This is a genomic window from Roseobacter sp. SK209-2-6, assembly GCF_000169455.1.
In the GTDB taxonomy this organism is placed as follows: domain Bacteria; phylum Pseudomonadota; class Alphaproteobacteria; order Rhodobacterales; family Rhodobacteraceae; genus Pseudophaeobacter.
The window spans coordinates 38792-64209 of sequence record NZ_AAYC01000015.1 but is presented as its reverse complement, the minus strand read 5'-3'; the positions used below and the strand labels follow the sequence as shown (position 1 = coordinate 64209).

The window sequence follows — 25418 nt, the reverse complement described above, 5'->3', positions numbered from 1 at the left end:
GGACGGCGTAAAGGAAAACTGATGACCTATGTAAGCGGCTTAGGGGCCGCTCACAAGTCGTTACTCAGCAGCGGCTGCAGTTGCCACAGTCAGGGCGCCGCCCGCTTTTGCAACAGCTTCAACAGCAGCAGCGGAAGCACCGGTAACAGAGATGGTCGCCTTGGCGGTGAATTCACCCTTTGCCAACACGCGGATACCGTCTTTCTTGCGACGGATCAGACCAGAAGCGACCAGGCTGTCTTCAGTAATCGAAGCTGCGTCCAGCTTGCCAAGGTCGATGAATTTCTGGATCAGGCCCAGGTTCACAACTGCGTATGCCTTGCGGTTGGGCTTGTTGAAGCCACGCTTTGGCAGACGCTGGTAGAGGGGCATCTGGCCACCTTCGTAGCCATTGATCGAAACACCGGAACGGGATTTCTGACCTTTGATACCACGGCCACCCATTTTACCCTTGCCGGAGCCAGGACCGCGACCAACGCGGGTCCGCTTGGGGGATGCACCTGGGTTGTCGCGCAGTTCATTAAGTTTCATTTCGCTTCTCCTTGCCGGATGTGACCCCCGAAGCGTGATGGGTCAAACGCGGCGTTTTTTGATTTGTGATTCTATGACCTACGAGGCCACCGGGTGCCTATAGACGGGATAGGCCGCTGGATCAAGAGCCCGCTCATACCTCTACCTGCTTGTAGGGCGATCAAATCCAAATGTTTGGAAAGTCAAAGTGAGCAGTGGCATCCAGTACTCCTTGTTTGAATATATCAAAATGCTGCCTTTGAGATCTAAGATAGCCGAAATTCTCTCGGACGGATTGCCCATCGGTTCGATGACACCAAGAGGTTAAGTCCCCTTCTGCCTAAACACCAATCCGTTGTTCGAATCGAATAACAGTGCGAATTTTTCGCCGACTTTCAATTCTTTAAGAAAATCAGGAGCAACCACTTCCAAACCATTCTCATGAAAACCAAGCACCGCACACTTGATTGGCAGAATTTGATCATGTCATCTGCAGATCTTCTCAAAACAACTTCTCCGCCAATCCAGAAAATACGTCTCCTGGAACTGCCCAAATGTTTTTAGTCGGACGTTGGTGAAGAGCGGTTTCTCTTCTGCCCCTGACTGAAAACCCTTCTTTGAGATTATAAGCCCTTGGTTTGCCCCGGCATCAGAGCAAACCACCTTCAAAGCATGAACAACGCTCTGCGGCACAGGTTGTTGCCAGTACTTACATTCACAAAGCACCAGGAGTGGGAACGGCCCATTTTGCACTGCATCGACGTCGATCTCGACCGCACCACGTGCAGTTTTGATTTCGCCGCGACCAGCAACATCGCCAATTTCTCAGAAGGTTTGCTCAACCATGGGTTCTAAAGAACGCCAGTCTTCAGTGTCTTGGTCGAAAATTTTCAAATTCGCACACCGGTGTCTCAATTTGTCGAAGAAAGTTCATACTTTATCATCCCCCATCTCGACAGGAGGCGTCGGACCCTGGCCCCTTAAGCGCCTTTGTGCGCTATCATTCTGCTATTTCTGTTGTGTTTTTGGTTGCGGGAGTAGGATTTGAACCTACGACCTTCAGGTTATGAGCCTGACGAGCTACCTGGCTGCTCCATCCCGCGACGCTGTGTTAGTCCTACCGCCTATTCGGCTGCTTGAGGACAGGGTTACGGGCTTCTGAGCGTATCGCTTTTTGGGCCCGTTTTTCCTCACTTAACGTATAGATTTGTCAGGCGAGGTATTTTTGATTGATCGTTTAGAGAGGATTGTTGGATTTTACTAGGTTTGGCGGTGACCTACTCTCCCAGGGCTTAAGCCCAAGTACCATCGGCGCAAAGGCACTTAACTTCCGGGTTCGGGATGGGACCGGGTGTTTTGCTCTCGCTATGACCACCAAACCGAGTAAAATCCAAGAACCTGCGGTTCTTGGATTTTCTCGGTTGGCGGCTGGCAGCGTAGTTGCGTGGCAACTGCGCGAGAAGCCGCACCCGAGTTATGTCACGATGGTGTTTCGTGACACTTCCAAGAGCGCAGGAATACAATCAAGTGTTGTCCAAGTCTTGCTTGGTGCTTTCTGTTTGGCTGTCTTTTACTGGATCAGATCAAGCCAATCGGGCGATTAGTACCGGTCAACTGAGCATGTTACCATGCTTACATCTCCGGCCTATTGACGTGGTGGTCTTCCACGGCCCTCAGGGATACCTTGTTTTGAGGGGGGCTTCCCGCTTAGATGCCTTCAGCGGTTATCCTGTCCGATCATAGCTACCCAGCACTGCCGTTGGCACGACAACTGGTCCACCAGTGGATCGTTCACCCCGGTCCTCTCGTACTAGGGGCAACTCCTCTCAAGTATCCTACACCCACGGCAGATAGGGACCGAACTGTCTCACGACGTTCTAAACCCAGCTCACGTACCTCTTTAAACGGCGAACAGCCGTACCCTTGGGACCTGCTCCAGCCCCAGGATGAGATGAGCCGACATCGAGGTGCCAAACACTGCCGTCGATATGGACTCTTGGGCAGTATCAGCCTGTTATCCCCGGCGTACCTTTTATCCGTTGAGCGATGGCCCTTCCACTCGGGACCACCGGATCACTATGGCCGACTTTCGTCTCTGCTCGACTTGTCAGTCTCGCAGTCAGGCTGGCTTCTGCCATTGCACTCAACGAGCGATTTCCGACCGCTCTGAGCCAACCTTCGCGCGCCTCCGTTACGCTTTAGGAGGCGACCGCCCCAGTCAAACTACCCGCCACGCAGGGTCCCGGATCCGGATAACGGACCGCGGTTAGACATCAAGAGTGCGAAGGGTGGTATCTCAAGGGAGGCTCCACAGGGACTTGCGTCCCTGCTTCGATGCCTACCACCTATCCTGCACATCACAATCCTGATGCCAGTGCGAAGCTGTAGTAAAGGTGCACGGGGTCTTTCCGTCTAACCGCGGGAAGCCTGCATCTTGACAGGCAATTCAATTTCGCTGAGTCGATGTTGGAGACAGCGGGGAAGTCGTTACGCCATTCGTGCAGGTCGGAACTTACCCGACAAGGAATTTCGCTACCTTAGGACCGTTATAGTTACGGCCGCCGTTTACCTGGGCTTCAATTCGGAGCTCTCACCCCTCCTTTTAACCTTCAGGCACCGGGCAGGCGTCAGACCCTATACGTCGTCTTGCGACTTCGCAGAGCCCTGTGTTTTTAATAAACAGTCGCCACCCCCTGGTTTGTGCCCCCGGATTCCACTTGCGTAGGACCCGGGCCTCCTTCTCGCGAACTTACGGAGGTATTTTGCCGAGTTCCTTCAACATCGTTCTCTCAAGCGCCTTGGTATTCTCTACCAGTCCACCTGTGTCGGTTTAGGGTACGATCTTATGGAGGTGCTATTTCCAGGAACCTCTCAGCAGCCCATTCAATCCAATAAGGATGAACTACCTTCGAGATCCGTCACATTCCTCCTGGCCCAGGAATATTAACCTGGTTCCCATCGACTACGCCTTTCGGCCTCGCCTTAGGGGTCGGCTTACCCTGCTCAGATTAGCTTTAAGCAGGAACCCTTGGACTTTCGGCGAGAGTGTCTCTCACACTCTTTGTCGCTACTCATGTCATCATTCTCGCTAGTGATCTCTCCACGGGATCGCTCACGCGCCCGCTTCATCGAAAGCTCCTTGCGTCCAAGACCTTCCAGAGGAAGGTTAAAGACGCATGGAACTATGTCACACTACGCTCTGCTACCATGCACTATGTGCATCCTCGGCTTCGGCTCATGGCTTGAGCCCCGTTACATCTTCGCCGCAAGACATCTTAATTAGACCAGTGAGCTGTTACGCTATCTTTAAAGGATGGCTGCTTCTAAGCCAACCTCCTGGTTGTTTTGGACGTCTCACCTGCTTTCCCACTTAGCCATGAATTAGGGGCCTTAGCCGGAGGTCAGGGTTGTTTCCCTCTCCACTACGGACGTTAGCATCCGCAGTGTGTCTGCCATCTAGTACTCCCGGGTATTCGGAGTTTGGTTAGGATCAGTAAGCCTGTGGGGCCCCATTACCCATCCAGTGCTCTACCCCCCGGGGTATTCGGATGACGCTCTACCTAAATAGATTTCGCAGAGAACCAGCTATCTCCGAGTTTGATTGGCCTTTCACCCCTAGGCACAGCTCATCCCGATCTTTTTCAACAGATGTGGGTTCGGTCCTCCAGTGCGTGTTACCGCACCTTCAACCTGGCCATGCCTAGATCACTCGGTTTCGGGTCTGATCCCACGAACTCATGCGCCCTATTAAGACTCGCTTTCGCTGCGCCTACACCTAACGGCTTAAGCTTGCTCGTGAGACCAAGTCGATGACCCATTATACAAAAGGTACGCTGTCAGCCCTCAAGGGGCCTCCAACTGATTGTAGGCGTTCGGTTTCAGGTACTGTTTCACTCCCCTCGTCGGGGTGCTTTTCACCTTTCCCTCACGGTACTGGTTCACTATCGGTCAGTAAGGAGTACTTAGCCTTCGAAGGTGGTCCTCCGATCTTCAGACAGGATTTCACGTGTCCCGCCCTACTTAATACGTCCCTCAGAGCTTCCTATACGGGGCTATCACCCGCTATGGCTGCGCTTCCCAACGCATTCTAGTCACTCATCAGGCTCGGCTGGTCCCCGTTCGCTCGCCGCTACTAGGGGAGTATCAATTGATTTCCTTTCCTCCGGGTACTTAGATGTTTCAGTTCCCCGGGTTTGCTCTTAAAACCCTATGTATTCAGGTCTTAAGTACCTGGTTATGAACATTATTGATAACCTTGCGGCTAACAATAATGAACAGTCAGGTGGGTTCCCCCATTCGGAAATTCATGGATCAAAGCCTATTCTCGGCTCCCCATGACTTATCGCAGAGTATCACGTCCTTCATCGCCTCTTACTGCCAAGGCATTCACCAAACGCCCTTCTCGCGCTTGATCTGATCCAGAAAGAGACAGCCATGATAGTGGCGCTACCGCCTATTCGGCTACTTGAGCGCGAAGTGGGGTATAACCTCATGACAATCATAATACGGAAGCTGGTTCACAACCGTATCGCTATTTCTGTTTCAGAAAGCATACTTTCCCGCTCTTCTTTGGGAGTGCCCATGATGTCGGTCATGAGCGCAAAGAAGAACAATGCATGATCATAGATCATGCGGGTTAGTGTACTTGACTTGGACAACTCCGTCGTTTCAACCTGGCATACTCTGGGACGTCTGAGGAAACATGACGTATTCCAAAGCTCGCTTTACACAGCCGAAGCTGCGATCAGCACCAAACTGAGATCATCCCCTTACCCGGGGCGATCAACGGTGTTGTTGATTGTTTCTCTCTTTACGATATCAATTCGTCCGGTTGGACGTTCAAACTGTTCCGCAGAACCGCTTGAAGATCAAACCAATATGGCCACTCCTGCGAGGAGTGGTGGGTCGAGGAGGACTTGAACCTCCGACCTCACGCTTATCAGGCGTGCGCTCTAACCACCTGAGCTACCGACCCATTCTAGTCGGGCCTTTGCATGAGTGGTGGAGCCTAGGAGGATCGAACTCCTGACCTCCTGAATGCAAATCAGGCGCTCTCCCAGCTGAGCTAAGGCCCCTTGCTGAACCCCCACCTTAAGTAGGAGCTCTAAATCTGAAGAGATATGAGGACGGCCTGGCTCATAAGGGTCATCAAATGATGCCCTGATGTTGATCAGCTTTGATTGCTGATCGTGCTAAGTGATCTACGAAGATGGATAATCCTGAGATTATGCCAGTCTTGCTAAGATCATCCTTAGAAAGGAGGTGATCCAGCCGCAGGTTCCCCTACGGCTACCTTGTTACGACTTCACCCCAGTCGCTGAGCTCACCGTGGTCCGCTGCCTCAAAAGTTAGCGCACGGCCTTCGGGTAAACCCAACTCCCATGGTGTGACGGGCGGTGTGTACAAGGCCCGGGAACGTATTCACCGCGTCATGCTGTTACGCGATTACTAGCGATTCCGACTTCATGGGGTCGAGTTGCAGACCCCAATCCGAACTGAGACATCTTTTAGGGATTAACCCATTGTTGATGCCATTGTAGCACGTGTGTAGCCCAACCCGTAAGGGCCATGAGGACTTGACGTCATCCACACCTTCCTCCCGCTTATCACGGGCAGTTTCCCTAGAGTGCCCAGCCGAACTGCTGGCAACTAAGGACGTGGGTTGCGCTCGTTGCCGGACTTAACCGAACATCTCACGACACGAGCTGACGACAGCCATGCAGCACCTGTCACTCGGTCACCGAAGTGAAAGACCCATCTCTGGGACGGTCCGAGGATGTCAAGGGTTGGTAAGGTTCTGCGCGTTGCTTCGAATTAAACCACATGCTCCACCGCTTGTGCGGGCCCCCGTCAATTCCTTTGAGTTTTAATCTTGCGACCGTACTCCCCAGGCGGAATGCTTAATCCGTTAGGTGTGTCACCGAGCAGCATGCTACCCGACGACTGGCATTCATCGTTTACGGTGTGGACTACCAGGGTATCTAATCCTGTTTGCTCCCCACACTTTCGTACCTCAGCGTCAGTATCGAGCCAGTGAGCCGCCTTCGCCACTGGTGTTCCTCCGAATATCTACGAATTTCACCTCTACACTCGGAATTCCACTCACCTCTCTCGAACTCAAGACCAGGAGTTTATGAGGCAGTTCCAGGGTTGAGCCCTGGGATTTCACCCCATACTTTCTGATCCGCCTACGTACGCTTTACGCCCAGTAATTCCGAACAACGCTAACCCCCTCCGTATTACCGCGGCTGCTGGCACGGAGTTAGCCGGGGTTTCTTTACCAGATACTGTCATTATCATCTCTGGCGAAAGAGCTTTACGACCCTAAGGCCTTCATCACTCACGCGGCATGGCTGGATCAGGCTTGCGCCCATTGTCCAAGATTCCCCACTGCTGCCTCCCGTAGGAGTCTGGGCCGTGTCTCAGTCCCAGTGTTGCTGATCATCCTCTAAAACCAGCTATAGATCGTAGACTTGGTAGGCCGTTACCCCACCAACTATCTAATCTAACGCGGGCCGATCCTTCTCCGATAAATCTTTCCCCCGAAGGGCGTATAAGGTATTACTCACCGTTTCCAGTGGCTATTCCTTAGAGAAGGGCACGTTCCCACGCGTTACTAACCCGTCCGCCGCTCACTCCGAAGAGTGCGCTCGACTTGCATGTGTTAAGCCTGCCGCCAGCGTTCGTTCTGAGCCAGGATCAAACTCTCAAGTTGAAAGCATCTTACAATGCTATCCTTGACGTTCGAACCTCTGCACATCTCCAATACTCAAGACACGCTTTGGGGGCAGTGCCTCTATGTCCACCCGGCTAAGGAATTGGACACGTATCGGAAGTCATCTGTCTGATGGTGCTTCAGTTTACAAAAGTAAACAAAAGTCCGTTCAAACAGTGAAGCTGACACTAGATCATCGGAACCGAAATCCCTACTAGCGTTGATATACAGACGTTGATCCATCGAAACGAACCAAACCGCCCACATATCTCTTCAGTTATCATCAATGTCAAAGAGCAACACCAAAAGGCCAAAAATAAAACCGTAACGCCAATACCTTAGCGCAACCGCCTCACTCAATCCTTCAGATGCCCCAGTCTATCCTGAGCGTCTCAGCCGTCTTTCCGACCCGTCAGAACCGTCTCTCCAGTCTGTCTCCGCTGTCTCTCCAGCGTGTCCCCAGCGCCTCAGCAGCGCCGGTGAAGGGGGTTCTAGTCCTAGTTCACAAAACCCGCAAGACCTAATTTCAAAAAAGATGAGTTTTTTTGCGGAAACCCATTTTTCTAAAATTTTACAGGGGCTTAACTTCTACATTTACCCCTACTCCAGCTCAAAACCACTAGATCAGGTAGCGGGTGAAGAATGGATATACTGCAATGCAGCGAAGACTCAGGTTGCTGCCGCTTCGGGAGCGGTTGATCCCCGTCGCCCGCGCCCTCTCGCGCCCGCCTTTCCCACATTTAGGTCGTCACTGAACGGTGGGCTTTGATCCAAATTTGTCGGCACCCTAGAACCTACGGGTTATCCGGGCAGCTGCTGATCGAAGTACGGAAAGGAAATGGCGGCGGGAAACGCGAGCACCCGGACAGAAAATGGGCCCAGTTTAACTGGACCCATTTCAAGGATGCGATCGATGCCGGACAGGATACGTCCGTGTCGTGCATCGGGATCTGCGAATGTGACTAGCCTAGTTTTGCAGAGGGTCTGCGTCTGAGGCCAAGGAGGCCCAGCGCAGTAAACAGGAATGCCGCGCTTGCAGGGAGAGGAACGGCCGCGACACTCGAGAACTCGAAGCTCTGGAGACCAGCAGAGGCAAAGATGCTGCTAAAGCCCGGTCTTGCGGAAAAATCAGCGCTAAAGACAAAGGCGTCTCCTGCCGCAAGGGTGAAATCGGTGAAATCCACAGACCCGAGCGAGGTTCCAAAGGAGAGACCAGTAAAGCGCGAGGTTCCGTCATCCCCATCAAACAGCATTGGTGTTGTATGGGTCGCAAGCGAAGTATCGATGCCTAGGACGGATTCGAAAGTGACATCCTGACTGGCAACAATCGAAATGTATTCCATCCCGTTGCCTGGCACTCCAAACCGAAGGCCTGTTGCATTCTGGCGAAAACCATCCGCCCCTCCGGCAACAGGTGTGACGGTAAATGTTACACCATCGACGGTCACGGCTGCATCAGCCCCACCAAAAGAAGAGGCAAAAGCCGAATCCCTAAAATCAAGGGTGGAAGCGGAGGCAAAGCTTGTCAAAGACAAGGAGATGGCAGCGAAAATCGGAAGCAGTTTCATATCTGAGCACTCACAAAAGGTAACAGTAAAAGAATTTAGAATGAGCGCAGATTAGGTAGGGTTCAGACTCTTTGCAAGAAATAGGCCCGCGCCGTACGGCCGACCCCTTCCAGGCGCAAAGCAAGCAGGACAAGGATGCCGCCGAAATAGAGCAGAGGCTCTAACTGGAAACCCTTGACCAGCATTACATAGTGTAGCCCGCCGAGCAGAACCGCAGGATAGGTCAGAAGATGCAGCCGATGCCAGCGCCGCCCAAGGCGACGCAGTGAGGCATTGTTCGATGTAAAGGCAAGCGGCAAAAGCAGGGTGAAGCTGACCATGCCAATGGTAATATAGGGACGCTTGGCAATATCCGCGAGGATCTGACTGACGATCTGAACATCCAGCACAAGCCAGACAAGCAGATGCAGCAGGACATAGAAGAACGCCAGGAGGCCAAAGGCGCGGCGAAACTTCGAGAGGTTCAACCCCAGGAAACGGCGCAGCGGAGTAACTGCCAAACCCAGTACCAGCAATTGCAATGCAGCCTCACCCAACGCATGCTCCATCGCTTTGACCGGATCGGCCCCCAACCCTCCGGTAAGCCCCTGATAGAGCAGCCAGGCCGGATAGCCACTTCCCAACAGGTAGAGCAGCCAGGTCGGGATACGGCGCAGCTGTTGATTGATCCTCTGCATTGGGGCTCCTTTACGTTTCCTGTGCCCGCAGCTTGGGGCCGTACTAAAGAAGATAGTCAAAACCCCGGCGCAGCCCAAATCGCATTGAAGAATCTCACCGAGAGTTCAGCACTGTTACAATCCCTCCGGCTAAGCTGGTGAGAAACGCAAGCTGTTCTTGCCAATGGCCCCTTTGCAGCCGCTCCTTTTGACCCGCATCACGGGTTGCACCTAAAGCACCCTACCCAAAACTTGCCGCCAACCCCAAAGAGCGCTCGAAATGACACCCCCGCCAGCATTGGCACCAAAAAGCAAAAGGCGCGCCACATTCTGAGCGGCGCGCCGATAGAGAACAATGATCCTTTTGTAAGGATCAGAAGAATTCGGCCAGATCCATCCCGTCATAAAGAGAGGCCACATCCTCTTCATAGCCGTTAAACATCAAGGTGGGTTCACGCCGCGCAAAGAGGCCACCGCCCAAGCGCCGCTCGCTGGCCTGGCTCCAGCGCGGGTGGGAGACATGCGGATTCACATTGCTGTAGAAACCATATTCGCGCGCATTGGCCATGTTCCAGCTAGTGGGGGGCTCTTTATCGGTGAGGGTGATCCGCACCACCGATTTGATCGACTTGAAGCCGTATTTCCATGGCACCACAAGACGCAGCGGTGCGCCGTTCTGGTTGGGCAGGTCTTTCCCGAAGATCCCAGTCGCCATCAGGGTGAGCGGGTGCATGGCCTCATCCAGACGCAGCCCTTCGCGGTAGGGCCAGTCCAGCACCTTATAGGCTGTGCCCGGCATTTCCGAAGGCCGGTAGAGCGTTTCAAAGGCGACATATTTGGCACCTTCCTGCACGCCGGCGAGGTTCAGAAGATCGGCCAGCTCAAATCCGGTCCAGGGCACCACCATCGACCAGGCCTCGACACAGCGGAAGCGGTAGATGCGTTCTTCCAGCGTCATCTCGCCGAGGATCTGCTGGAAATCATAATCGCCGGGTTTGTCCACCAGGCCATCGATCTTCACGCTCCAGGGGGAGGTAGTCAGGCTGCCCGCATATTTGGCGGGATCGCCTTTGCCGCTGCCAAACTCATAATAGTTGCAATAGGTGGTGACATCTTCCCAGGAATTCGGCTCCAGCGTCTCTGCCTTTGCAGCATTTGGCAATGCGCCGAGTGTGGCCAGCCCTGCCATACCGCCCATGCCTGCCATGATCTGACGGCGGTTCATAAAAGCGGCTTTGGGGGTGACATCAGCCTGGGTAAGGGTATTGGTCCAACGGCGGGCCATACGGATCTCCTGTAAACTCTGTTGCCAACTGGCCTAACGCAGGGCGGACGTCAGGCCAAAACATATCCTGTCACGTCTCCGCGACGGCACTGTAACCTGGCATGATCTCACTCATCAGCCGCGAGCGTCCGCCTTCCTGCATGATCCGCACATGGCGGCGGCGCAGCTTGCGCGGCTCTGTCACACCAACGGAATGGGCAATGGTCTCCACCTCATGGATGATCTCCTGCGCATAGCGGGCCACACGCTTGTATTTATCCTCGACCACCAAGCCCTTCTGAAAACGTGGATCATGGGTGGTGATGCCGGTCGGGCAGGTGTTCTTGTTGCATTTCAGCGCCTGGATACAGCCCAGCGAGAACATGAAACCGCGCGCGGAGGTAACAAAATCCGCCCCCGCTGCCAGAGCCCAGGCTATATCGCCAGGATTGACCAGCTTGCCGCTGGCGATCACCCGGATGCGGTCATGCAGACCATATTCGTCACGCAGGTTGCAGACCAGCGGCAGGGCTTCGCGCACCGACATGCCCACCAGATCGATCAGCGGCATGGGAGCCGCGCCGGTGCCGCCCTCGCCGCCATCAATGGTGACAAAATCCGGCGCATCTTCGGGTCGTGCAGCAATGTTAAAGAACAGCTCCCGCGCTGCTGCCTCGGATCCGATGACGGTCTTGATGCCCACGGGCTTACCGCTGACCTCGCGGATATGGGCCACCATATCCAAAAGCCCGTCAAAATCTTCGATCTCCGGGTGACGATTTGGGGAGATACTGGCCTGACCTTCCGGGATGCCCCGAATCTTGGCGATCTCCGCATTCACCTTTTCCGCGGGCAGAATTCCACCCTTGCCGGGCTTTGCCCCCTGGGCCAGCTTCAGCTCAAACATCTTTACAGAAGGATTGGCCGCAACATCGCGCAGCTTGTCATCGCTAAGCCCACCTTCTTCACAGCGCACCCCGTATTTGGCGGTGCCGATCTGAAAGACGACGTCGCAACCGCCCTCCAGGTGAAAGGGGCTAAGCCCCCCTTCCCCGGTGTTGAGCCAGACACCGGCCTCGCGCGCACCTCGGCTGAGCGCCCGCACTGCAGGCTGCGAAAGCGCGCCGTAGCTCATCCCCGAGATATTAAAGAAGGACGGAGCCTGATAGGGCACCCGCGCGCCTGCCCCGATCACCAGAGGTTCAGATTTGGCGTGTTGATCATCCAGCGGCGGAAAAGGCGCATTCACAAAGATCGGGGTGCCGGGCACCGTGGTGTTGCGGGTGGAGCCAAAAGCAACAGTATTGCCCTTGCCCTCAGCCGCGCGCCCGACCCATTCCCGCTGCGCGCGGTTAAAGGGCAGTTCCTCGCGGTCCATGGCAAAGAAATACTGGCGGAAAAACTCGCCCAGGGTGCTGAACAAATGACGAAAGCGGCCAAGCACCGGATAGTTTCGCCGGATCGCATCATGGGTCTGCAACCGGTCCACGACAAAGAGAACCAGCGCAATCAACGCCGAGGCTCCTATCAAGAAGACAAATCCAATCGCGAGAAATTCGATAGCCTGTGCTGCAAATCCCATGCTGAAACTCCCGTCATTTATAGCTGGCCGCCGATCTGGGCTGGCTCTTCTCTGTAATCTGCGTGCCCACCGCGCGCCAGACAAGCCACAGCTGTTCACATTGGCAAAAGCAAGGTGAAACATTTGCCCCAGGCAAACCCAGGCAAACCCAGTCGCGGCCCAAGGCGCGGAGCCCGCGAAATCCGCCGATGCCAGAAATTTGCACTGCAACTTGTCGCTCGATGTCTTAGTCTCCCCCAAAGAAGCGAAAGGCAGCGAGCAGCAGCGCATGAAACATCTGATTGCAGCATGGATGCTGCTGAGCATTCTCATCCTTGGAGGCTGCGCCCAGCCACTCGAAACCCCTGGAGCCGAAATCGGCGAAGATCCCGTGGCAGAGCTGGCTCAGGCTATCCACGCTTTGGACCCCGAAGTGGATCCTGGTGAGGCCCGGCGCGCTGCGGAAATCTCTTATAGCTACAGCACCCGGCTGGCGCAGGGGTATGGCGTGACCACTGCACCCCTAGTGCATAATTCAAAGGTGAACGCGGGCCTCAAGGAACGCGGCCTGTGTTATCATTATGCCGAAGACATGCAGGCGCGCCTCAATCAGGAGGGGTTCCAAACCCTGACCATGCTGCGTGCCATAGCTGAACCCAGGAACCCTCTCTTTATCGATCACAGCACAGCGGTGATCGCTGCAAAAGGGGATGACATCTATCAGGGCATCGTGCTGGATCCCTGGCGCCATGGCGGGAAGCTGTTCTGGTCCCCAACTCTGACGGACAAACGCTATGATTGGGAGCCACGACAGAAGGTGTTGCAGCGCAAACGCGAAAGAAGTCAGCGAAACAAGGTGAGCTGATCTGCGCCCCTCCGCGCGATGCCAAACGCCCGGCCGAATGCTGCAAATTCAGTTACAGAGAATCACAAACCACCCCTGTCGATCACCAGGCCTTCTGTGGCGCGGAATCCGGTCCAAAAGCGCGCCGCCCTTTCTGGAAACCACAGGGGCAGCGATTCTCCGCTGATCTGATTCACCCGCATCAGTTTCGGAGATCCCATGCTGCGAAACAGGCGCTGACATATTCGTCATCCGCCGCCCTGAAACCCCGCCTTGGGGCTGGCGTGAGAGGACCGAGACTACCCTCTGCCTATATAGTGTTTGCCCCATCAGCGATGGCTGCTCAGCCAGCCTCCTTCCGGCAAACTCTTAAAAAACATGCATTTTTCGCAGCGCTTCATAGGGGAGCTCTGTCGCAAAGGCTTTACTGCCTGCCAATGGCACTCAGACAAAGCAATGGCATGAAAACCCATCTGCTTCAGATGCTTGTCGAATAATCTAAGGCGGGGAGTTTCTAATGGTGCTGCTGGAGAGAATCGAACTCTCGACCTCTCCCTTACCAAGGGAGTGCTCTACCTCTGAGCTACAGCAGCGCCGGTGAGGGGGCTTTTAGGGATAAACTCTGAAGGGCGCAAGAGCTTCTGGACGGTTTTTTCGCACTAAGTTACAGAAGACCTATGGCAGAGAAAAAAACCAAAAAAGCAGGGGCGGGTTCTTCCTCAAGAGAAGACCGCTTGAAGGCCTCGCTGAAGGCCAATATGGCCCGCCGCAAGGCCCAGGCCAAGGCCCGCGCGGGTCAGCAGGAAACAACAACGGACAAGTCCGAAAGGTAGAGGCAGATGGATTCAATTCTGGTAACTGGTAATGGCCCTCTCAATGGTCAAATCCCAATCGCAGGGGCAAAAAACGCCTGTCTGACACTGATGCCCGCGACACTCTTGTCTGAAGAACCGCTAACGCTGACCAATGCGCCGCGCCTCAGCGACATCAAGACCATGACCCAGCTGTTGCAATCCCTGGGGGCCGAAGTCTCCAGCCTGCAGGACGGGCAGGTGCAGGCCATGTCCAGCCACAACATCGACAATCATGTCGCCGAATATGACATCGTGCGCAAAATGCGCGCCTCCAACCTGGTGCTTGGCCCGATGCTGGCGCGCCTTGGTCAGGCGGTTGTCTCCTTGCCCGGGGGCTGTGCCATTGGTGCGCGCCCGATGGATCTGCATATCCACGGACTGGAGGCCCTGGGCGCCGAGATTGAACTCAAGGAAGGCTACCTGCACGCCAAAGCCCCACGCGGGTTGAAGGGTGCTGAGATTGAACTCAGCTTTGCTTCTGTTGGCGCCACCGAGAATATCATGATGGCGGCAACCCTGGCCAAGGGCACCACCGTGATCCGCAATGCCGCCCGGGAGCCGGAAATCGTCGATCTGGCGGATTGTCTCAAGAAGATGGGCGCGCATATTGATGGTGCAGGCTCCTCTTCGATCATCATCGAAGGTGTGGATCGTCTGCATGGCGCGACCCACCCCGTGGTCACCGACCGCATCGAACTGGGCACCTATATGCTGGCCCCCGCAATCTGCGGCGGTGAGGTGGAACTCCTCGGCGGGCGTATGGATCTGGTCGGCGCCTTTGCCGAGAAACTGGACCAGGCGGGCATCAATGTCAGCGAAACGGACAAGGGGCTTTTGGTCTCGCGCAACAATGGCCGTGTCAAAGCCGTCGACGTCACCACCGAGCCCTTCCCCGGTTTCCCAACCGACCTGCAGGCGCAGATGATGGCGCTGATGTGCACCGCCGAAGGCACCAGCGTGTTGGAAGAGAAGATCTTTGAAAACCGCTTCATGCATGCGCCCGAGCTGACCCGCATGGGCGCCAATATCGAGGTACATGGCGGCACCGCCACCGTGACAGGTGTCGAACGCCTGAAGGGCGCTCCGGTCATGGCAACCGATCTGCGTGCTTCTGTTTCACTGATTCTCGCCGGCCTCGCCGCCGAGGGAGAGACACTGGTCAACCGGGTCTACCACCTGGATCGCGGCTATGAGCATGTGGTGCGCAAATTCTCTGGCGTCGGCGCCAAGATCGAGCGCATCAAGGGATCCTGACCATGGTAGATGCAACATTCGAAGAGGGTCGCGAAGCACCTTTGAACCTGGGCGCACTGGAAGCCGAAGATCTGCAGGTGATATCCAGCCTGGTCCAGGATGCGGTCTTTCCGGCAAGTGAGATGAGCTGGCGCTCGGCCGAGCGCCGCTTTGCCCTGCTGATCAACCGCTTTCGCTGGGAGGATCAACAGGCGGCTGAACGGCGTGGACGTTCCTATGAACGGGTGCAGTCACTCTTGGTGATCAACAATGTTCTGGGCGTCGCCTCGCAAGGGATCGAGCGGCAAGACAAGGAGATGATCCTCTCACTCCTGTCGGTGGATTTCGAGCCCGCAGAAGAGGGTGCAGGCCATGTGCTGCTGACCCTGGCCGGAGACGGGGCGATTCGCCTGCGGGTCGAGGCGCTGGAAGTCTCTTTGCGCGATGTCACGCGCCCCTATGTGGCCCCCTCAAAAAAGGCCCCGGATCACGGTGAATGACGTCAGGGTCAGAAAAACGGGGCCTGAAATCAGGCGTCTTACCCCCGCTGATCTGAGGTCCTATCGCCAGATCTGGCTGGAAGGCGCGACAAGATTTCCCAAGGGTTTTCTCCTCTCACCGGAGGAGATCGCCGCAATTGCAGATCGCGACCATGTCCAAACCTTGGCCGCAGGACGTGGCTGGGGCCTTTTCGAAAATCACGAACTCGTCTCCATGGCCGTTCTGCGGCGCTGCGGGCCCAAAAGGCTGAATCATGTGGCCGACTTGGGCCCTTTGGTGACAAGGCCCAGCGCCCAAGGACGCGGCTTTGGGCGTCAATTGCTGGAGCATTTGCTTGCTCAGGCCCGCGCGGAAGGGATCTTGCAGATCGAACTCTGCGTTGATGAGGAGAACGTGCCTGCACTGTCTCTCTATCGCAGCCTTGGGTTTCAACAGATTGGCCGTCGCCCCAGATCCTTGCTGATCGATGGGATCACAAGAAATGATTTGATCCTGCAGCGCTGCCTGGATCAGGATTGATCCCATGAAGAACAAGCGCGGCATATCTCAGGCCTTGTCGCCTATGGCCAGGTCAGCACAAGGTGCTGGGCCTGCGATCCGCCGCGCCAGTGTCTTTGATGTCTTCGCAATCAGCGAAATCCTGAATGCTTCGATCCGGGGTCTTTGCAGCGCTGACCACCAAAACGATCCGGAAAAAATGCGCCTCTGGCTTCAGAACAAAACCCCTGAAAACATTCGCAGATGGATCGCCAATGAGGCTTTGCTTTGGGTGATCGAAGATCACGCCGTACCTTCTGGGGTCGGCTTGATCACACCTCAGGGAGAGATTTCTCTGCTTTACATGACCCCTCCTTCTGCCGGTTCCGGTCAGGGCCGGTCCTTGTTGCGTCATCTGGAAAGGGAATTGCATCTCATGGGCCTCAAGGAGGCCTATCTGACCGCAACCAAAACAGGCCTGGGGTTCTATCTGTCCCAAGGCTGGCGGCAGGATGGGGCAGCAGGCCCTTGCCACGATGTCACGGGCTACCCCATGCGCAAATTGCTGCAGGCAGGCCTCTAACGCTTGTCGTTCGCCGGCTTGGGCGATATGTCCCCTCTGTCAGCCGGAGAGACCCAGAATGCCCGTTTTCCTTGATACTGCCGATGCTCAATTCGAATCCGCTTTTGCCGATCTGCTGAGTGCCAAGCGTGAAGACAGCCCGGATGTAGATGCCATCGTGGCAGGTATCATCGCGGATGTGCGCGACCGGGGCGATGCAGCCCTTCTGGAGCTGACCGAGAAATTCGACCGGCTTCCACTGACCACAGAGCAACTGGCGATTTCCCCGGCAGAGGTTGATGCCGCTATTGCCTCCGTATCGGCCGAAGAGCGCGAAGCACTGGAGTTGGCAGCCGAGCGCATCCGCGCCTATCACAATCGCCAGATGCCCGAAGACGCCCAATGGACCGATGAAAGCGGCGCTACCCTGGGCTGGCGCTGGTCTGCGGTTTCGGCGGCTGGCCTCTATGTGCCAGGGGGCCTGGCCTCTTATCCCTCTTCGGTTCTGATGAACGCGATCCCGGCCAAGGTTGCAGGGGTTGAGCGGTTGGCGATTACCGTTCCCACGCCGGATGGGGTGATCAACCCGCTGGTGCTGCTGGCGGCGCGTCTCTCTGGTGTGGATGAGATTTACCGCATCGGCGGCGCCCAGGCCATTGCTGCCCTGGCCTATGGCACCCAGAGCATTGCCCCGGTGGACAAGATCACTGGCCCCGGCAATGCCTTTGTTGCCGCCGCCAAGCGCCGTGTCTTTGGCAAGGTCGGCATCGACATGATTGCGGGCCCTTCCGAAATTCTGGTGATTGCCGACAAGGACAACAATCCTGATTGGATTGCCCTCGACCTGATGAGCCAGGCCGAACATGACGAAAGCGCACAATCGATCCTGATCACGGATGACGCCGCCTTTGGTCGTGCAGTTGCCGAAGCGGTGGATAAGCGTCTCGAAACCCTGGAGCGCCGGGCTATTGCAGGCGCCAGCTGGCGCGACTTTGGCGCGGTGATCTCCGTGCGTGACCTGGATGAGGCCGCGGAGCTTTCCAATCGCATCGCACCCGAGCACCTGGAACTCTGCGTTGCCGATCCTGTCGCCCTGAGTGAAAAGACCGTTCATGCGGGTGCTATTTTCCTGGGACAATACACCCCGGAGGCCATTGGCGACTATGTCGGCGGGCCAAACCACGTGCTGCCAACCGCCCGCTCGGCTCGATTCTCCTCTGGGCTATCGGTGATGGATTTCCTCAAACGCACCACTCTCAGCCAGATGTCCCCGGCAGCGCTGCAGGCCATTGGTCCGGCGGCGGAAGTTCTGGCCCAAAGCGAAAGCCTGGAAGCTCATGGGCTCTCGGTCACCGTCCGGCTGCAATCCCTGAACGGAACATAAGTAGCAGCCTCAGCCCCCCTGATCCTAAGAGGAAGCCCACAACAAGCTTGTGGGTCTGATGCCGCTCGGGATGGATCTTACACGCATTGCTCCTCCTGATTGCCCCGCCGCGCGTCTTCCGCTAGGGATTGTGGAACCGCAGATTAAAGAGATCAGGACCCATGAGCCGCATCAGCCAAATCCAATTGGATGACCGCAACCTGCCGCCCCCTACGGCGGAAATCGAGCAGGAGCGACGGGTCGCGATCTATGACCTGATCGAAGAGAACTCCTTTACCCTGCCCGCGCGTACGGATCGCCCCACGGTAGACGGCCCCTATCATCTGGATCTGGCCATCCGTGATAAGCGCCTGGTCTTTGATGTCGCAAGTGAAGAGGGCGAAAAGGCGGCCGAGTTCCACCTCTCGCTTTCGCCGTTCCGTCAGGTAGTCAAGGATTACTACCAGATCTGCGAGAGCTATTTCTCTGCCGTCAAAACCCTGCCCCCCAGTCAGATCGAAACCATCGATATGGCCCGGCGTGGCATCCACAATGAGGGCAGCCGGGTGCTGCAGGAACGTCTGGAAGGCAAGGCCGAGGTCGATACCGATACCGCACGACGTCTCTTCACGCTGATCTGCGTGCTGCATTTTGGAGGCTGATGCGTGAAGGAGTTACCGCAGTCCATCCTGTTCTGCTGTGACCACAATGCGGTCCGCTCTCCCATGGCCGAAGGCCTGATGAAAAAATTCTATGGCACCGGCACCTATGTGCAATCGGCCGGCGTCAAAAACGACATGGAGATCGACGGCTTCTCCATCGCCGTCTGCCAGGAGGCCGGGGTTGAACTCTCGCGCCATCGCTCCCGTTCGTTCGACGAGATGGAGCAATGGGGCGATGACCTCTCCTCTTTTGACCTGGTGGTGGCACTCTCGCCTGCCAGCCAGCGCCGGGCGCTGGAACTCACCCGTTTTTTTCACCTCGATGTCGAATATTGGCCAATAATGGACCCAACTGGACTGGGTGAAAGTCGTGATGCAAAGCTAGACAGTTACCGGCAGACACGTGACCAAATCATCCAGCATCTCGTAGAACGCTGGGGAGAGCCGGGAGAGTAAGAATGACCGAGACCATTACGCGCTATTTCGCAGCCTTCAATGCGGGCGATACCGACACCATGCTGGATTGCCTGGGAGAGGATATCGCGCATCACGTTAACGAGGGGCAGATTCGCCGAGGCAAAGCGAAATTCGCCGATTTCTGCGCCCATATGAGCCGCTGCTACAAAGAAGAGCTGACCGATATGGTGATCTTCTCGACAGAGGATGGCACCCGCGCAGCAGCAGAGTTCATCGTCAATGGCACCTATCTGGCAACGGATGAGGGCCTGCCCGAGGCCAATGGCCAGACCTACCGCCTGCCTGGTGGCTCATTCTTTGAACTCAAGGACGGCAAGATCATCCGCGTCACCACCTACTACAATCTCGCTGATTGGATGGCGCAGGTTTCTGGCGATACGGCTGCGGCCTGATGCCCCTCCGGATTGAGGCAATGACCGGCGCGGCACTGGAAGCCGCGCTGGAAGATGTGGCGCGCCTGCGCATCCAAGTCTTTCGCGCCTGGCCCTATCTCTATGACGGTGATCTCGCCTATGAGCGGGACTATCTGCAAAGCTACCGCGACAGTGCCGGCGCCGTGGTTGTCGGCGCCTTTGACGGAGAGACCCTGGTGGGAGCTTCCACCGGCGCCCCTTTGGCAGACCATGCAGAGGATTTCGCCGCCGCTTTTGCGGGCTCTGGCATCGATCTGGATGAGGTCTTCTACTGCGCCGAATCCGTGCTTTTGCCGCAGTATCGTGGCCAGGGGGCGGGCCATGGCTTCTTTGACGCCCGCGAAGCCCATGCACGCAAGCACGGCTATGCCAAATGCGCCTTTTGCGGCGTGCAGCGCCCGGCGGACCATCCGCTGCGCCCCACTGATTACGCACCGCTGGACCCATTCTGGCGCAAGCGCGGCTATGCACCCTTGGAAGGGGCCATGGCGCAGTTCACCTGGAAAGACATCGACCAGGCGGAAGAAACGGCCAAGCCATTGCAGTTCTGGATGCGTGCGCTCTAGGCGTTGATTGCGCCTCCACCTATTCCGCGCAGCAAAGGGCGAGAGGCAATAAACAGCGGCAGATCGCCCAATCAAAGCGCGGTTCGCATGCGCTTCCTGCGACCTGTCCGCGTCCGGCTTAGCGCTTTGCTAAGCCCTGTTGCCTACGAACGACCCTGAACAAAGTTTGTCCTGGCGCAAGCAATTGAGATCTTTGCGACAGCATTGCCGCAAAAACCACCAATGCTGCCGCGCCTTAGACTGGACGTAGCGCCTGCCGACAGGTAGCGATATGGCTAACAGAATAAGGAGCCTTTCGATGGAAACCATCTCAGAGAACAAGGCCTTTGGCGGCCTGCAAGGGGTCTACCGCCACAAGAGCAGCACCACCAATTGCGATATGACCTTTGGTCTGTTCCTCCCCGAAGAGGCTCAGGACGGGCCGGTTCCGCTTCTGTGGTATCTCTCTGGCCTGACCTGCACCCATGAAAACGCCATGACCAAGGCGGGTGCCCAGGCCTGGTGCGCCGAACAGGGCATCGCCATCGTCTTCCCCGACACTAGCCCGCGCGGCGAAGGTGTCGCTAATGATGAGGCCTATGATCTGGGCCAGGGTGCTGGTTTCTACGTGAATGCCACCCAAGAGCCTTGGGCGCCGCATTTCCAGATGTGGGATTACATCGCCGAAGAGCTGCCCGCCCTCCTGGGGGAGAGCTTTGCTGTCGATCTGGAACGCCAGGCCATCACCGGTCATTCCATGGGCGGCCATGGTGCCCTCACGCTAGCGATGAACCTACCCGGCCGCTTCAAATCGGTCTCCGCCTTTGCGCCGATTTCCAACCCAACCGGATCGGATTGGGGCCGCAAGCAGCTCTCTGCCTATCTGGGCGACGATGAGGCCGCCTGGGCCAAGCACGATGCCTCGCTGATGATGCGTGAGAAAGGTTTTGACGGTCCGGTTCTGGTGGATACTGGCACCACCGACCAGTTCATTGACCTGCTGAAGCCCGAAGCCCTGGCCGCAGCGGTTGCCGAAAAGCGTCAGGAGGCCATCCTGCGCCTGCAGCCCGGCTATGACCACAGCTATTTCTTTGTCTCCAGCTTCATGGAAGATCATGTGACCTTCCACGCCGAAGCCCTCTATCGGGACTGAGCCATGACCGCATCCACATCCGCCACTCCAACCATGACCGATTTCGACTATGACTATGATCTGGTGATCATCGGCTCCGGCCCATCGGGCCGTTCTGCGGCGATCCAGGCGGGCAAGTTGAAGCGCCGGGTGCTGGTCATCGATCGCAAGGATCGTTTTGGCGGGGTCTCGGTGCATACCGGCACCATCCCCTCCAAGACCCTGCGCGAAACGGTGCTCAACCTCTCTGGCTGGCGCGAGCGTTCCTTTTATGGGCGCTCCTACCGGGTCAAGGATGAGATCCACGCCGAGGACCTGAAAGCCCGTCTGCATATGACCCTCGACCATGAGGTCGACGTGCTGGAACATCAGTTCAACCGCAACCACGTGGATACCCTCAATGGGCTGGCCAAGTTCATCAGCCCCAATGAGATCGAAGTGGCGACAGAGGCAGGTGAGACCACTCGCATCACCGCTGAGAAGTTCCTGATCGCCACTGGCACCCGCACCTATCGTCCAGACAGTGTCCCCTTCAATGGCAAGACCGTGGTCGATGGGGATGAGTTCCTGGAGATGCGGCAGATCCCGCGTTCGCTCGTGGTGGTTGGCGCCGGGGTTATCGGTGTTGAATATGCCACCATGTTCTCCGCGCTGGACGTCCGCGTTACCCTGATCGAACCGCGCGACAGCTTCCTCGATTTCATCGACCGCACATTGATCCAGGAATTCACCCATCAGATCCGCGAAAACGGAGTTGATATGCGCCTTGGCAGCGCAATTGAATCGATCGAGGACACTGGTAGCCATATCGAAGTAACGCTGGAAAATGGCCGCCATGTGCGCGCCGAGATGCTGCTCTTTGCGGCCGGCCGCATGGGGGCAACGCAGTCTCTGGGGCTGGAGGCAGCGGGCCTTGAGACCGATCATCGCGGGCGTCTTTCGGTGGATGGCAAGACCTACCAGACCTCGGTGCCGCATATCTATGCCACCGGCGATGTGATCGGCCATCCCTCGCTGGCCTCAACCTCGCTGCAGCAGGGCCGGGTTGCCGCCTGCCACGCACTGGAGACCCCAACCCTGCCGGAAAGCCCCTGGTATCCCTATGGCATCTATTCGGTGCCGGAGATGTCCACCTGCGGCATGTCCGAGGAAGAGCTGCAAGAGCGCGGCATCCCCTATGAGGTCGGCATCGCCCGCTTCCGTGAGACCTCGCGCGGGCATATCATGGGCATCGAGCATGGCATGCTGAAGATGCTCCTGTCGCTGAAAACCCGCCGGGTGCTGGGCGTGCAGATCGTCGGCGAAGGCGCGACGGAGCTGATCCACATCGGCCAGGCGGTAATGAACCTCAAGGGCACTGTGGATTACTTTGTCCAGAACACCTTCAACTATCCGACCCTGGCCGAGGCCTATAAGATCGCCGGGCTCGACGCCTTCAACCGGATGCCGATCCCGGATGAGTTCAAGGTGAAGAAACCCGCCAAAACCGCCGCCAAGTCAAAGCCGAAAGCAAAGGCCGAGGCGGAAAAAACGGATGACAAGAAAGCGGCCGAGTGAAAGACGATCAAGTGAGCGCGCTTTACATCGATGCGGATGCCTGCCCGGTCAAGGAAGAGGCCGAGCGGGTGGCCACCCGCCACAAGATCAAGATGTTTGTGGTCTCCAACGGCGGGCTGCGCCCCTCGCGCAACCCGCTGGTTGAGAATATCATCGTCGATCAGGGCGCTGACGTGGCCGATATGTGGATCGCCGAGCGATGCGGGCCGGGCGATGTGGTGGTCACCGGGGATATCCCCCTGGCCGCAAAATGCATCGAGGCCGGTGCGCGGGTCCTGCGCCACAATGGTGAGCGTTTCACCGAGGCCAATATCGGTCAGCAGCTGGCGATGCGCGACTTGATGGCGGACCTGCGCGCCGCCAACCCGCTGGGTGCTGGCGGCTCTGGCAAGGGCTTCACCAAGGCAGACCGCTCCCGTTTTCTTGACGCGCTTGAACGCGAAATCCGCGCAGCAGTCAAAGGCTGACTACGTCTTCCAATTCTGGTCGACCTGTGCCCGCCCTTGGGGGGTTAACCCCCAGACTGTCGTTTTGCTTTTGCCAATGGCTGAGCGGGCAAAGCCGGAGTTCCGCAAGTCCTTCAGCACGGCTTCCACCTCTCCGCGATGGCTGAACTTCACCAGGCCCTCGCTATGGACCGCCTTGAAGACCCCGGTCAGGGTTCGCAGCGTATAGCGCGTATCCGCAAGCGCCCGCAGCACTGCCCGCTGTTCCGGCGGCAATTCCTCCTCCGCGATCGCACCGCTATCTCCGCCATCCATCGAGGCATCGGTCACCATCTCCAGAAGCTCTTCGCTCCTTTTACTGGTCGCTTCCAGTGCCTCCATCATCTCTTTCAGCTTGGTCTCGCGCGCTTCGAGATCGTTCACCCGCCGACCCAATTCGATTTCGCTACCGCCAATCTTGATACGTGTCACCAAGGGCATGAACCAGACAATGACCGCCACCCCCAGCAAGGTGATGGTGGTATCGTCGATTGCCTTGCCATTGTAGAGATGCATCGCCAGCAGCACCGCCACAACCGCCGTAAACCCTATCGGGAGGTAGGTTTTGTATGGCTCCGGAGGTCCGTCTTCCTTCGAATCCTTGATTTCAGATGAAACGTTTTTGGGCATAATTCCCACCTCGCCTGAATGGACTACACAGAAATAATACCAGTCATTCTAGCACAGGCGAGCCCAACCCCAAATCTCTGAACCCACCCCGACCTCAGGAGCCGCAGCCGGTCAATTGCTGCAGGGGCTGCAAATCCCCTTCCAATACCGGACGCAGGAAGGTTCGGTCATAGCGGCGAATGATCTTGTTTTCTTGGGCAAACTTGAAGGCGGCGAGGCAATCGGCATCTTCAAAGCTCTTGGCGCGATACTCCTCATAGGTCGCCAGCGAAGGGAAGGAAAACAGCGCCACCGCCAGATCATTGGCGCTTTCGTAGGGCAGGAAATAGCCATGGTGCGCACCACCAAAGCGTTCGACCAAGGGGATCCAGGCTTTGGCATAGATTTCAAACGCTTCTAGCTGATCCGGGTCAACTTCATAAGTAAGATAACAGGTGATCATTTCAGAGCTCCTCTTTGCGCTAAAAGGGCTAGAGAAGCAGATCCCAACGGTCCAATGACTTTCTGTCACCAGGTCCATCGCCGATCAGAATGGATCGGCGATGGACTAAGGACGAGCCCTACAACAGGGCGTAGATGGCAAGCCCCGCCAGAACGGCATTGCTGGTCAACCCGCCAACATAGCACATTGTGCGTGGGCCCCCTGCCGGGTTTCCCAGCCCAGCATAGTAGACCGCCCAATAGGCCAGCCGGAACCCCAGGAAGAGCCAAGCGAGGGTGTTGACCCAGAAGGGGCTGACACCGGCAATGATCGCAGCCAGCAGCGCCAAGGCAAAGGCCGGGAGATTCTCAACCGTGTTGGAATAGGCCCTGAGAGCGCGGAAACTCAGCGCTGCATGATCCTGCCGCAGGGGCATGCCCGGCACCTGTTCCCCGGACAGGAAAGCCAGCGGTGCCCCTAGGAAGGACAAGAGAATTGCCACCATGGATAAGAGCGCCATGACCAGAAAGGCGGGCTGGTAGGGGATGAGGGCGGGTAGGGCCTCAAAGACTGTCATCACGCGCCACCTACATTTCCATATCCATGGCTTCGGCCACTTCCATGCTGCCACCCGCATCCAGATGCGGGCACTTGGAGGCCAGCTCTACCGCTTGTTCCATGCTCTCGGCCTGGATGATGGTCACGCCGGCCAGCGGGTCGCTGGGATCACCAGCCGTCACACTGCGGTTAGGGTTGATCCGGTGCACCGCTGAGACCGGCATGCCGGGATCAACCATATGATCGCCCAAACCAGCGCTCCAAGCGCGCCAGGCTTCCATATGGTTGGCACCCTCTTCGCGGTTCTCAAAATCGGGGTGGCCGCGATAGACTAAGACATATTTCTGCATCTTCTGCTCCTAGATTCGAACTGTCTGATGCCAAAACTAGATTGCCACAAAATATGTTAAAGAACATATTTAAAATTCTG

Annotated in this window: 24 protein-coding genes, 4 tRNA genes and 3 rRNA genes; 14 read left to right on the top strand and 17 right to left on the bottom strand. The window is 56.7% G+C overall.

Going from position 1 to position 25418, the window contains the following annotated elements:
- Positions 1-60: 60 nt before the first annotated feature.
- The 12 genes from rplO to RSK20926_RS19080 form a co-directional block, all read right to left on the bottom strand.
- Positions 61-531, bottom strand: a complete 471-nt coding sequence (rplO, locus tag RSK20926_RS19135) for a 50S ribosomal protein L15 (protein WP_008209260.1) — start codon at positions 529-531, stop codon at positions 61-63.
- Positions 532-996: 465 nt separating this feature from the next.
- Positions 997-1278, bottom strand: a complete 282-nt coding sequence (locus tag RSK20926_RS23490; protein ID WP_442852528.1) for a restriction endonuclease — start codon at positions 1276-1278, stop codon at positions 997-999.
- A gap of 258 nt (positions 1279-1536) precedes the next feature.
- Positions 1537-1613 (bottom strand) — tRNA-Met (locus RSK20926_RS19125).
- Positions 1614-1774: 161 nt separating this feature from the next.
- A 5S ribosomal RNA gene (rrf, locus tag RSK20926_RS19120) occupies positions 1775-1889 on the bottom strand.
- A gap of 200 nt (positions 1890-2089) precedes the next feature.
- Positions 2090-4924: ribosomal RNA gene (locus tag RSK20926_RS19115) — 23S ribosomal RNA — on the bottom strand.
- 484 nt (positions 4925-5408) lie between these two features.
- A tRNA-Ile gene (locus RSK20926_RS19110) sits at positions 5409-5485 on the bottom strand.
- A gap of 24 nt (positions 5486-5509) precedes the next feature.
- Positions 5510-5585 (bottom strand) — tRNA-Ala (locus tag RSK20926_RS19105).
- Between the two features lie 180 nt (positions 5586-5765).
- Positions 5766-7225 (bottom strand): 16S ribosomal RNA (locus RSK20926_RS19100).
- The 16S, 23S and 5S rRNA genes sit together here with 3 tRNA genes alongside, the layout of an rRNA operon.
- Positions 7226-8187: 962 nt before the next feature.
- A complete protein-coding gene (locus RSK20926_RS19095) occupies positions 8188-8793 on the bottom strand; it encodes a hypothetical protein (protein WP_008209257.1) in 606 nt (201 codons plus the stop codon).
- A 62-nt stretch (positions 8794-8855) separates the two neighbouring features.
- Positions 8856-9470: a protein-methionine-sulfoxide reductase heme-binding subunit MsrQ gene (gene msrQ, locus RSK20926_RS19090; protein WP_008209256.1), complete on the bottom strand. Its 615-nt coding sequence runs from the start codon at positions 9468-9470 to the stop codon at positions 8856-8858.
- 352 nt (positions 9471-9822) lie between these two features.
- A complete protein-coding gene (gene msrP, locus RSK20926_RS19085) occupies positions 9823-10734 on the bottom strand; it encodes a protein-methionine-sulfoxide reductase catalytic subunit MsrP (protein WP_008209255.1) in 912 nt (303 codons plus the stop codon).
- A gap of 70 nt (positions 10735-10804) precedes the next feature.
- On the bottom strand, positions 10805-12295 hold the full coding sequence (locus RSK20926_RS19080; RefSeq protein WP_008209254.1) for an FMN-binding glutamate synthase family protein: 1491 nt from the start codon (positions 12293-12295) through the stop codon (positions 10805-10807).
- Between the two features lie 268 nt (positions 12296-12563).
- Between RSK20926_RS19080 and RSK20926_RS19075 the strand changes: the two genes are divergently transcribed.
- Entirely contained in the window at positions 12564-13139 is a 576-nt protein-coding gene (locus tag RSK20926_RS19075) for a hypothetical protein (RefSeq protein WP_037255820.1), read from the top strand.
- Between the two features lie 497 nt (positions 13140-13636).
- Here RSK20926_RS19075 and RSK20926_RS19070 read toward each other — a convergent pair.
- A tRNA-Thr gene (locus RSK20926_RS19070) sits at positions 13637-13711 on the bottom strand.
- A gap of 84 nt (positions 13712-13795) precedes the next feature.
- Here RSK20926_RS19070 and RSK20926_RS23065 point away from each other — a divergent pair.
- The 13 genes from RSK20926_RS23065 to RSK20926_RS19010 all read left to right on the top strand — a co-directional run bounded on the left by RSK20926_RS23065 (position 13796) and on the right by RSK20926_RS19010 (position 23361).
- Positions 13796-13951, top strand: a complete 156-nt coding sequence (locus RSK20926_RS23065; RefSeq protein ID WP_008209249.1) for a hypothetical protein — start codon at positions 13796-13798, stop codon at positions 13949-13951.
- A 6-nt stretch (positions 13952-13957) separates the two neighbouring features.
- A complete protein-coding gene (murA, locus tag RSK20926_RS19065; RefSeq protein ID WP_008209247.1) occupies positions 13958-15226 on the top strand; it encodes a UDP-N-acetylglucosamine 1-carboxyvinyltransferase in 1269 nt (422 codons plus the stop codon).
- Positions 15227-15228: 2 nt separating this feature from the next.
- A complete protein-coding gene (locus RSK20926_RS19060) occupies positions 15229-15705 on the top strand; it encodes a DUF2948 family protein (RefSeq protein ID WP_008209246.1) in 477 nt (158 codons plus the stop codon).
- On the top strand, positions 15698-16225 hold the full coding sequence (locus RSK20926_RS19055) for a GNAT family N-acetyltransferase (protein ID WP_008209245.1): 528 nt from the start codon (positions 15698-15700) through the stop codon (positions 16223-16225). Before RSK20926_RS19060 ends, RSK20926_RS19055 begins: the two co-directional genes overlap by 8 nt.
- A gap of 4 nt (positions 16226-16229) precedes the next feature.
- Positions 16230-16766, top strand: coding sequence for a GNAT family N-acetyltransferase (locus tag RSK20926_RS19050; protein ID WP_008209244.1), 537 nt, complete (start codon positions 16230-16232; stop codon positions 16764-16766).
- A 58-nt stretch (positions 16767-16824) separates the two neighbouring features.
- Complete coding sequence (gene hisD, locus RSK20926_RS19045) at positions 16825-18129, top strand: histidinol dehydrogenase (RefSeq protein WP_008209243.1); 1305 nt, start codon at positions 16825-16827, stop codon at positions 18127-18129.
- A gap of 161 nt (positions 18130-18290) precedes the next feature.
- Positions 18291-18770: a UPF0262 family protein gene (locus tag RSK20926_RS19040; protein ID WP_008209242.1), complete on the top strand. Its 480-nt coding sequence runs from the start codon at positions 18291-18293 to the stop codon at positions 18768-18770.
- 3 nt (positions 18771-18773) lie between these two features.
- Positions 18774-19226 carry an arsenate-mycothiol transferase ArsC gene (locus tag RSK20926_RS19035; RefSeq protein ID WP_037255817.1) on the top strand — a complete coding sequence of 151 codons (453 nt, stop codon included), beginning with the start codon at positions 18774-18776 and terminating at the stop codon, positions 19224-19226.
- Positions 19227-19228: 2 nt separating this feature from the next.
- Positions 19229-19639 (top strand): ketosteroid isomerase-related protein, encoded by a 411-nt coding sequence (locus RSK20926_RS19030; protein ID WP_008209240.1) that lies wholly within the window; start codon positions 19229-19231, stop codon positions 19637-19639.
- On the top strand, positions 19639-20226 hold the full coding sequence (locus RSK20926_RS19025) for a GNAT family N-acetyltransferase (RefSeq protein ID WP_008209238.1): 588 nt from the start codon (positions 19639-19641) through the stop codon (positions 20224-20226). Before RSK20926_RS19030 ends, RSK20926_RS19025 begins: the two co-directional genes overlap by 1 nt.
- Positions 20227-20524: 298 nt before the next feature.
- Positions 20525-21358: an S-formylglutathione hydrolase gene (fghA, locus tag RSK20926_RS19020; protein ID WP_008209236.1), complete on the top strand. Its 834-nt coding sequence runs from the start codon at positions 20525-20527 to the stop codon at positions 21356-21358.
- 3 nt (positions 21359-21361) lie between these two features.
- A complete protein-coding gene (sthA, locus tag RSK20926_RS19015) occupies positions 21362-22894 on the top strand; it encodes a Si-specific NAD(P)(+) transhydrogenase (RefSeq protein WP_008209235.1) in 1533 nt (510 codons plus the stop codon).
- Between the two features lie 11 nt (positions 22895-22905).
- Positions 22906-23361: a YaiI/YqxD family protein gene (locus RSK20926_RS19010; protein WP_037255867.1), complete on the top strand. Its 456-nt coding sequence runs from the start codon at positions 22906-22908 to the stop codon at positions 23359-23361.
- Here the strand turns inward: RSK20926_RS19010 and RSK20926_RS19005 are convergent, their stop codons facing one another.
- The 4 genes from RSK20926_RS19005 to RSK20926_RS18990 form a co-directional block, all read right to left on the bottom strand.
- Positions 23362-24009, bottom strand: a complete 648-nt coding sequence (locus RSK20926_RS19005; RefSeq protein WP_008209233.1) for a hypothetical protein — start codon at positions 24007-24009, stop codon at positions 23362-23364.
- Positions 24010-24103: 94 nt separating this feature from the next.
- Positions 24104-24451: an NIPSNAP family protein gene (locus tag RSK20926_RS19000; protein WP_037255812.1), complete on the bottom strand. Its 348-nt coding sequence runs from the start codon at positions 24449-24451 to the stop codon at positions 24104-24106.
- Between the two features lie 118 nt (positions 24452-24569).
- Positions 24570-25007 carry an MAPEG family protein gene (locus tag RSK20926_RS18995; RefSeq protein ID WP_008209231.1) on the bottom strand — a complete coding sequence of 146 codons (438 nt, stop codon included), beginning with the start codon at positions 25005-25007 and terminating at the stop codon, positions 24570-24572.
- Between the two features lie 10 nt (positions 25008-25017).
- The gene (locus RSK20926_RS18990) at positions 25018-25338 is read right to left on the bottom strand and encodes a YciI family protein (protein WP_008209229.1); all 321 of its coding nucleotides are present in this window, start codon (positions 25336-25338) and stop codon (positions 25018-25020) included.
- Positions 25339-25418: the final 80 nt, after the last annotated feature.

Coding starts and splice junctions, on each gene's coding strand:
- fghA (WP_008209236.1), top strand. CDS start 20,525: ATGGAAACCATCTCAGAGAACAAGGCCTTTGGCGGCCTGCAAGGGGTC.
- hisD (WP_008209243.1), top strand. CDS start 16,825: ATGCCCGTTTTCCTTGATACTGCCGATGCTCAATTCGAATCCGCTTTT.
- RSK20926_RS19000 (WP_037255812.1), bottom strand. CDS start 24,451: ATGATCACCTGTTATCTTACTTATGAAGTTGACCCGGATCAGCTAGAA.
- msrP (WP_008209255.1), bottom strand. CDS start 10,734: ATGGCCCGCCGTTGGACCAATACCCTTACCCAGGCTGATGTCACCCCC.
- RSK20926_RS18995 (WP_008209231.1), bottom strand. CDS start 25,007: ATGACAGTCTTTGAGGCCCTACCCGCCCTCATCCCCTACCAGCCCGCC.
- RSK20926_RS19040 (WP_008209242.1), top strand. CDS start 18,291: ATGAGCCGCATCAGCCAAATCCAATTGGATGACCGCAACCTGCCGCCC.
- RSK20926_RS19030 (WP_008209240.1), top strand. CDS start 19,229: ATGACCGAGACCATTACGCGCTATTTCGCAGCCTTCAATGCGGGCGAT.
- RSK20926_RS19095 (WP_008209257.1), bottom strand. CDS start 8,793: ATGAAACTGCTTCCGATTTTCGCTGCCATCTCCTTGTCTTTGACAAGC.
- RSK20926_RS23065 (WP_008209249.1), top strand. CDS start 13,796: ATGGCAGAGAAAAAAACCAAAAAAGCAGGGGCGGGTTCTTCCTCAAGA.
- RSK20926_RS18990 (WP_008209229.1), bottom strand. CDS start 25,338: ATGCAGAAATATGTCTTAGTCTATCGCGGCCACCCCGATTTTGAGAAC.
- msrQ (WP_008209256.1), bottom strand. CDS start 9,470: ATGCAGAGGATCAATCAACAGCTGCGCCGTATCCCGACCTGGCTGCTC.
- sthA (WP_008209235.1), top strand. CDS start 21,362: ATGACCGCATCCACATCCGCCACTCCAACCATGACCGATTTCGACTAT.
- murA (WP_008209247.1), top strand. CDS start 13,958: ATGGATTCAATTCTGGTAACTGGTAATGGCCCTCTCAATGGTCAAATC.
- RSK20926_RS19025 (WP_008209238.1), top strand. CDS start 19,639: ATGCCCCTCCGGATTGAGGCAATGACCGGCGCGGCACTGGAAGCCGCG.
- RSK20926_RS19005 (WP_008209233.1), bottom strand. CDS start 24,009: ATGCCCAAAAACGTTTCATCTGAAATCAAGGATTCGAAGGAAGACGGA.
- RSK20926_RS19050 (WP_008209244.1), top strand. CDS start 16,230: ATGAAGAACAAGCGCGGCATATCTCAGGCCTTGTCGCCTATGGCCAGG.
- RSK20926_RS19075 (WP_037255820.1), top strand. CDS start 12,564: ATGAAACATCTGATTGCAGCATGGATGCTGCTGAGCATTCTCATCCTT.
- rplO (WP_008209260.1), bottom strand. CDS start 531: ATGAAACTTAATGAACTGCGCGACAACCCAGGTGCATCCCCCAAGCGG.
- RSK20926_RS19080 (WP_008209254.1), bottom strand. CDS start 12,295: ATGGGATTTGCAGCACAGGCTATCGAATTTCTCGCGATTGGATTTGTC.
- RSK20926_RS19060 (WP_008209246.1), top strand. CDS start 15,229: ATGGTAGATGCAACATTCGAAGAGGGTCGCGAAGCACCTTTGAACCTG.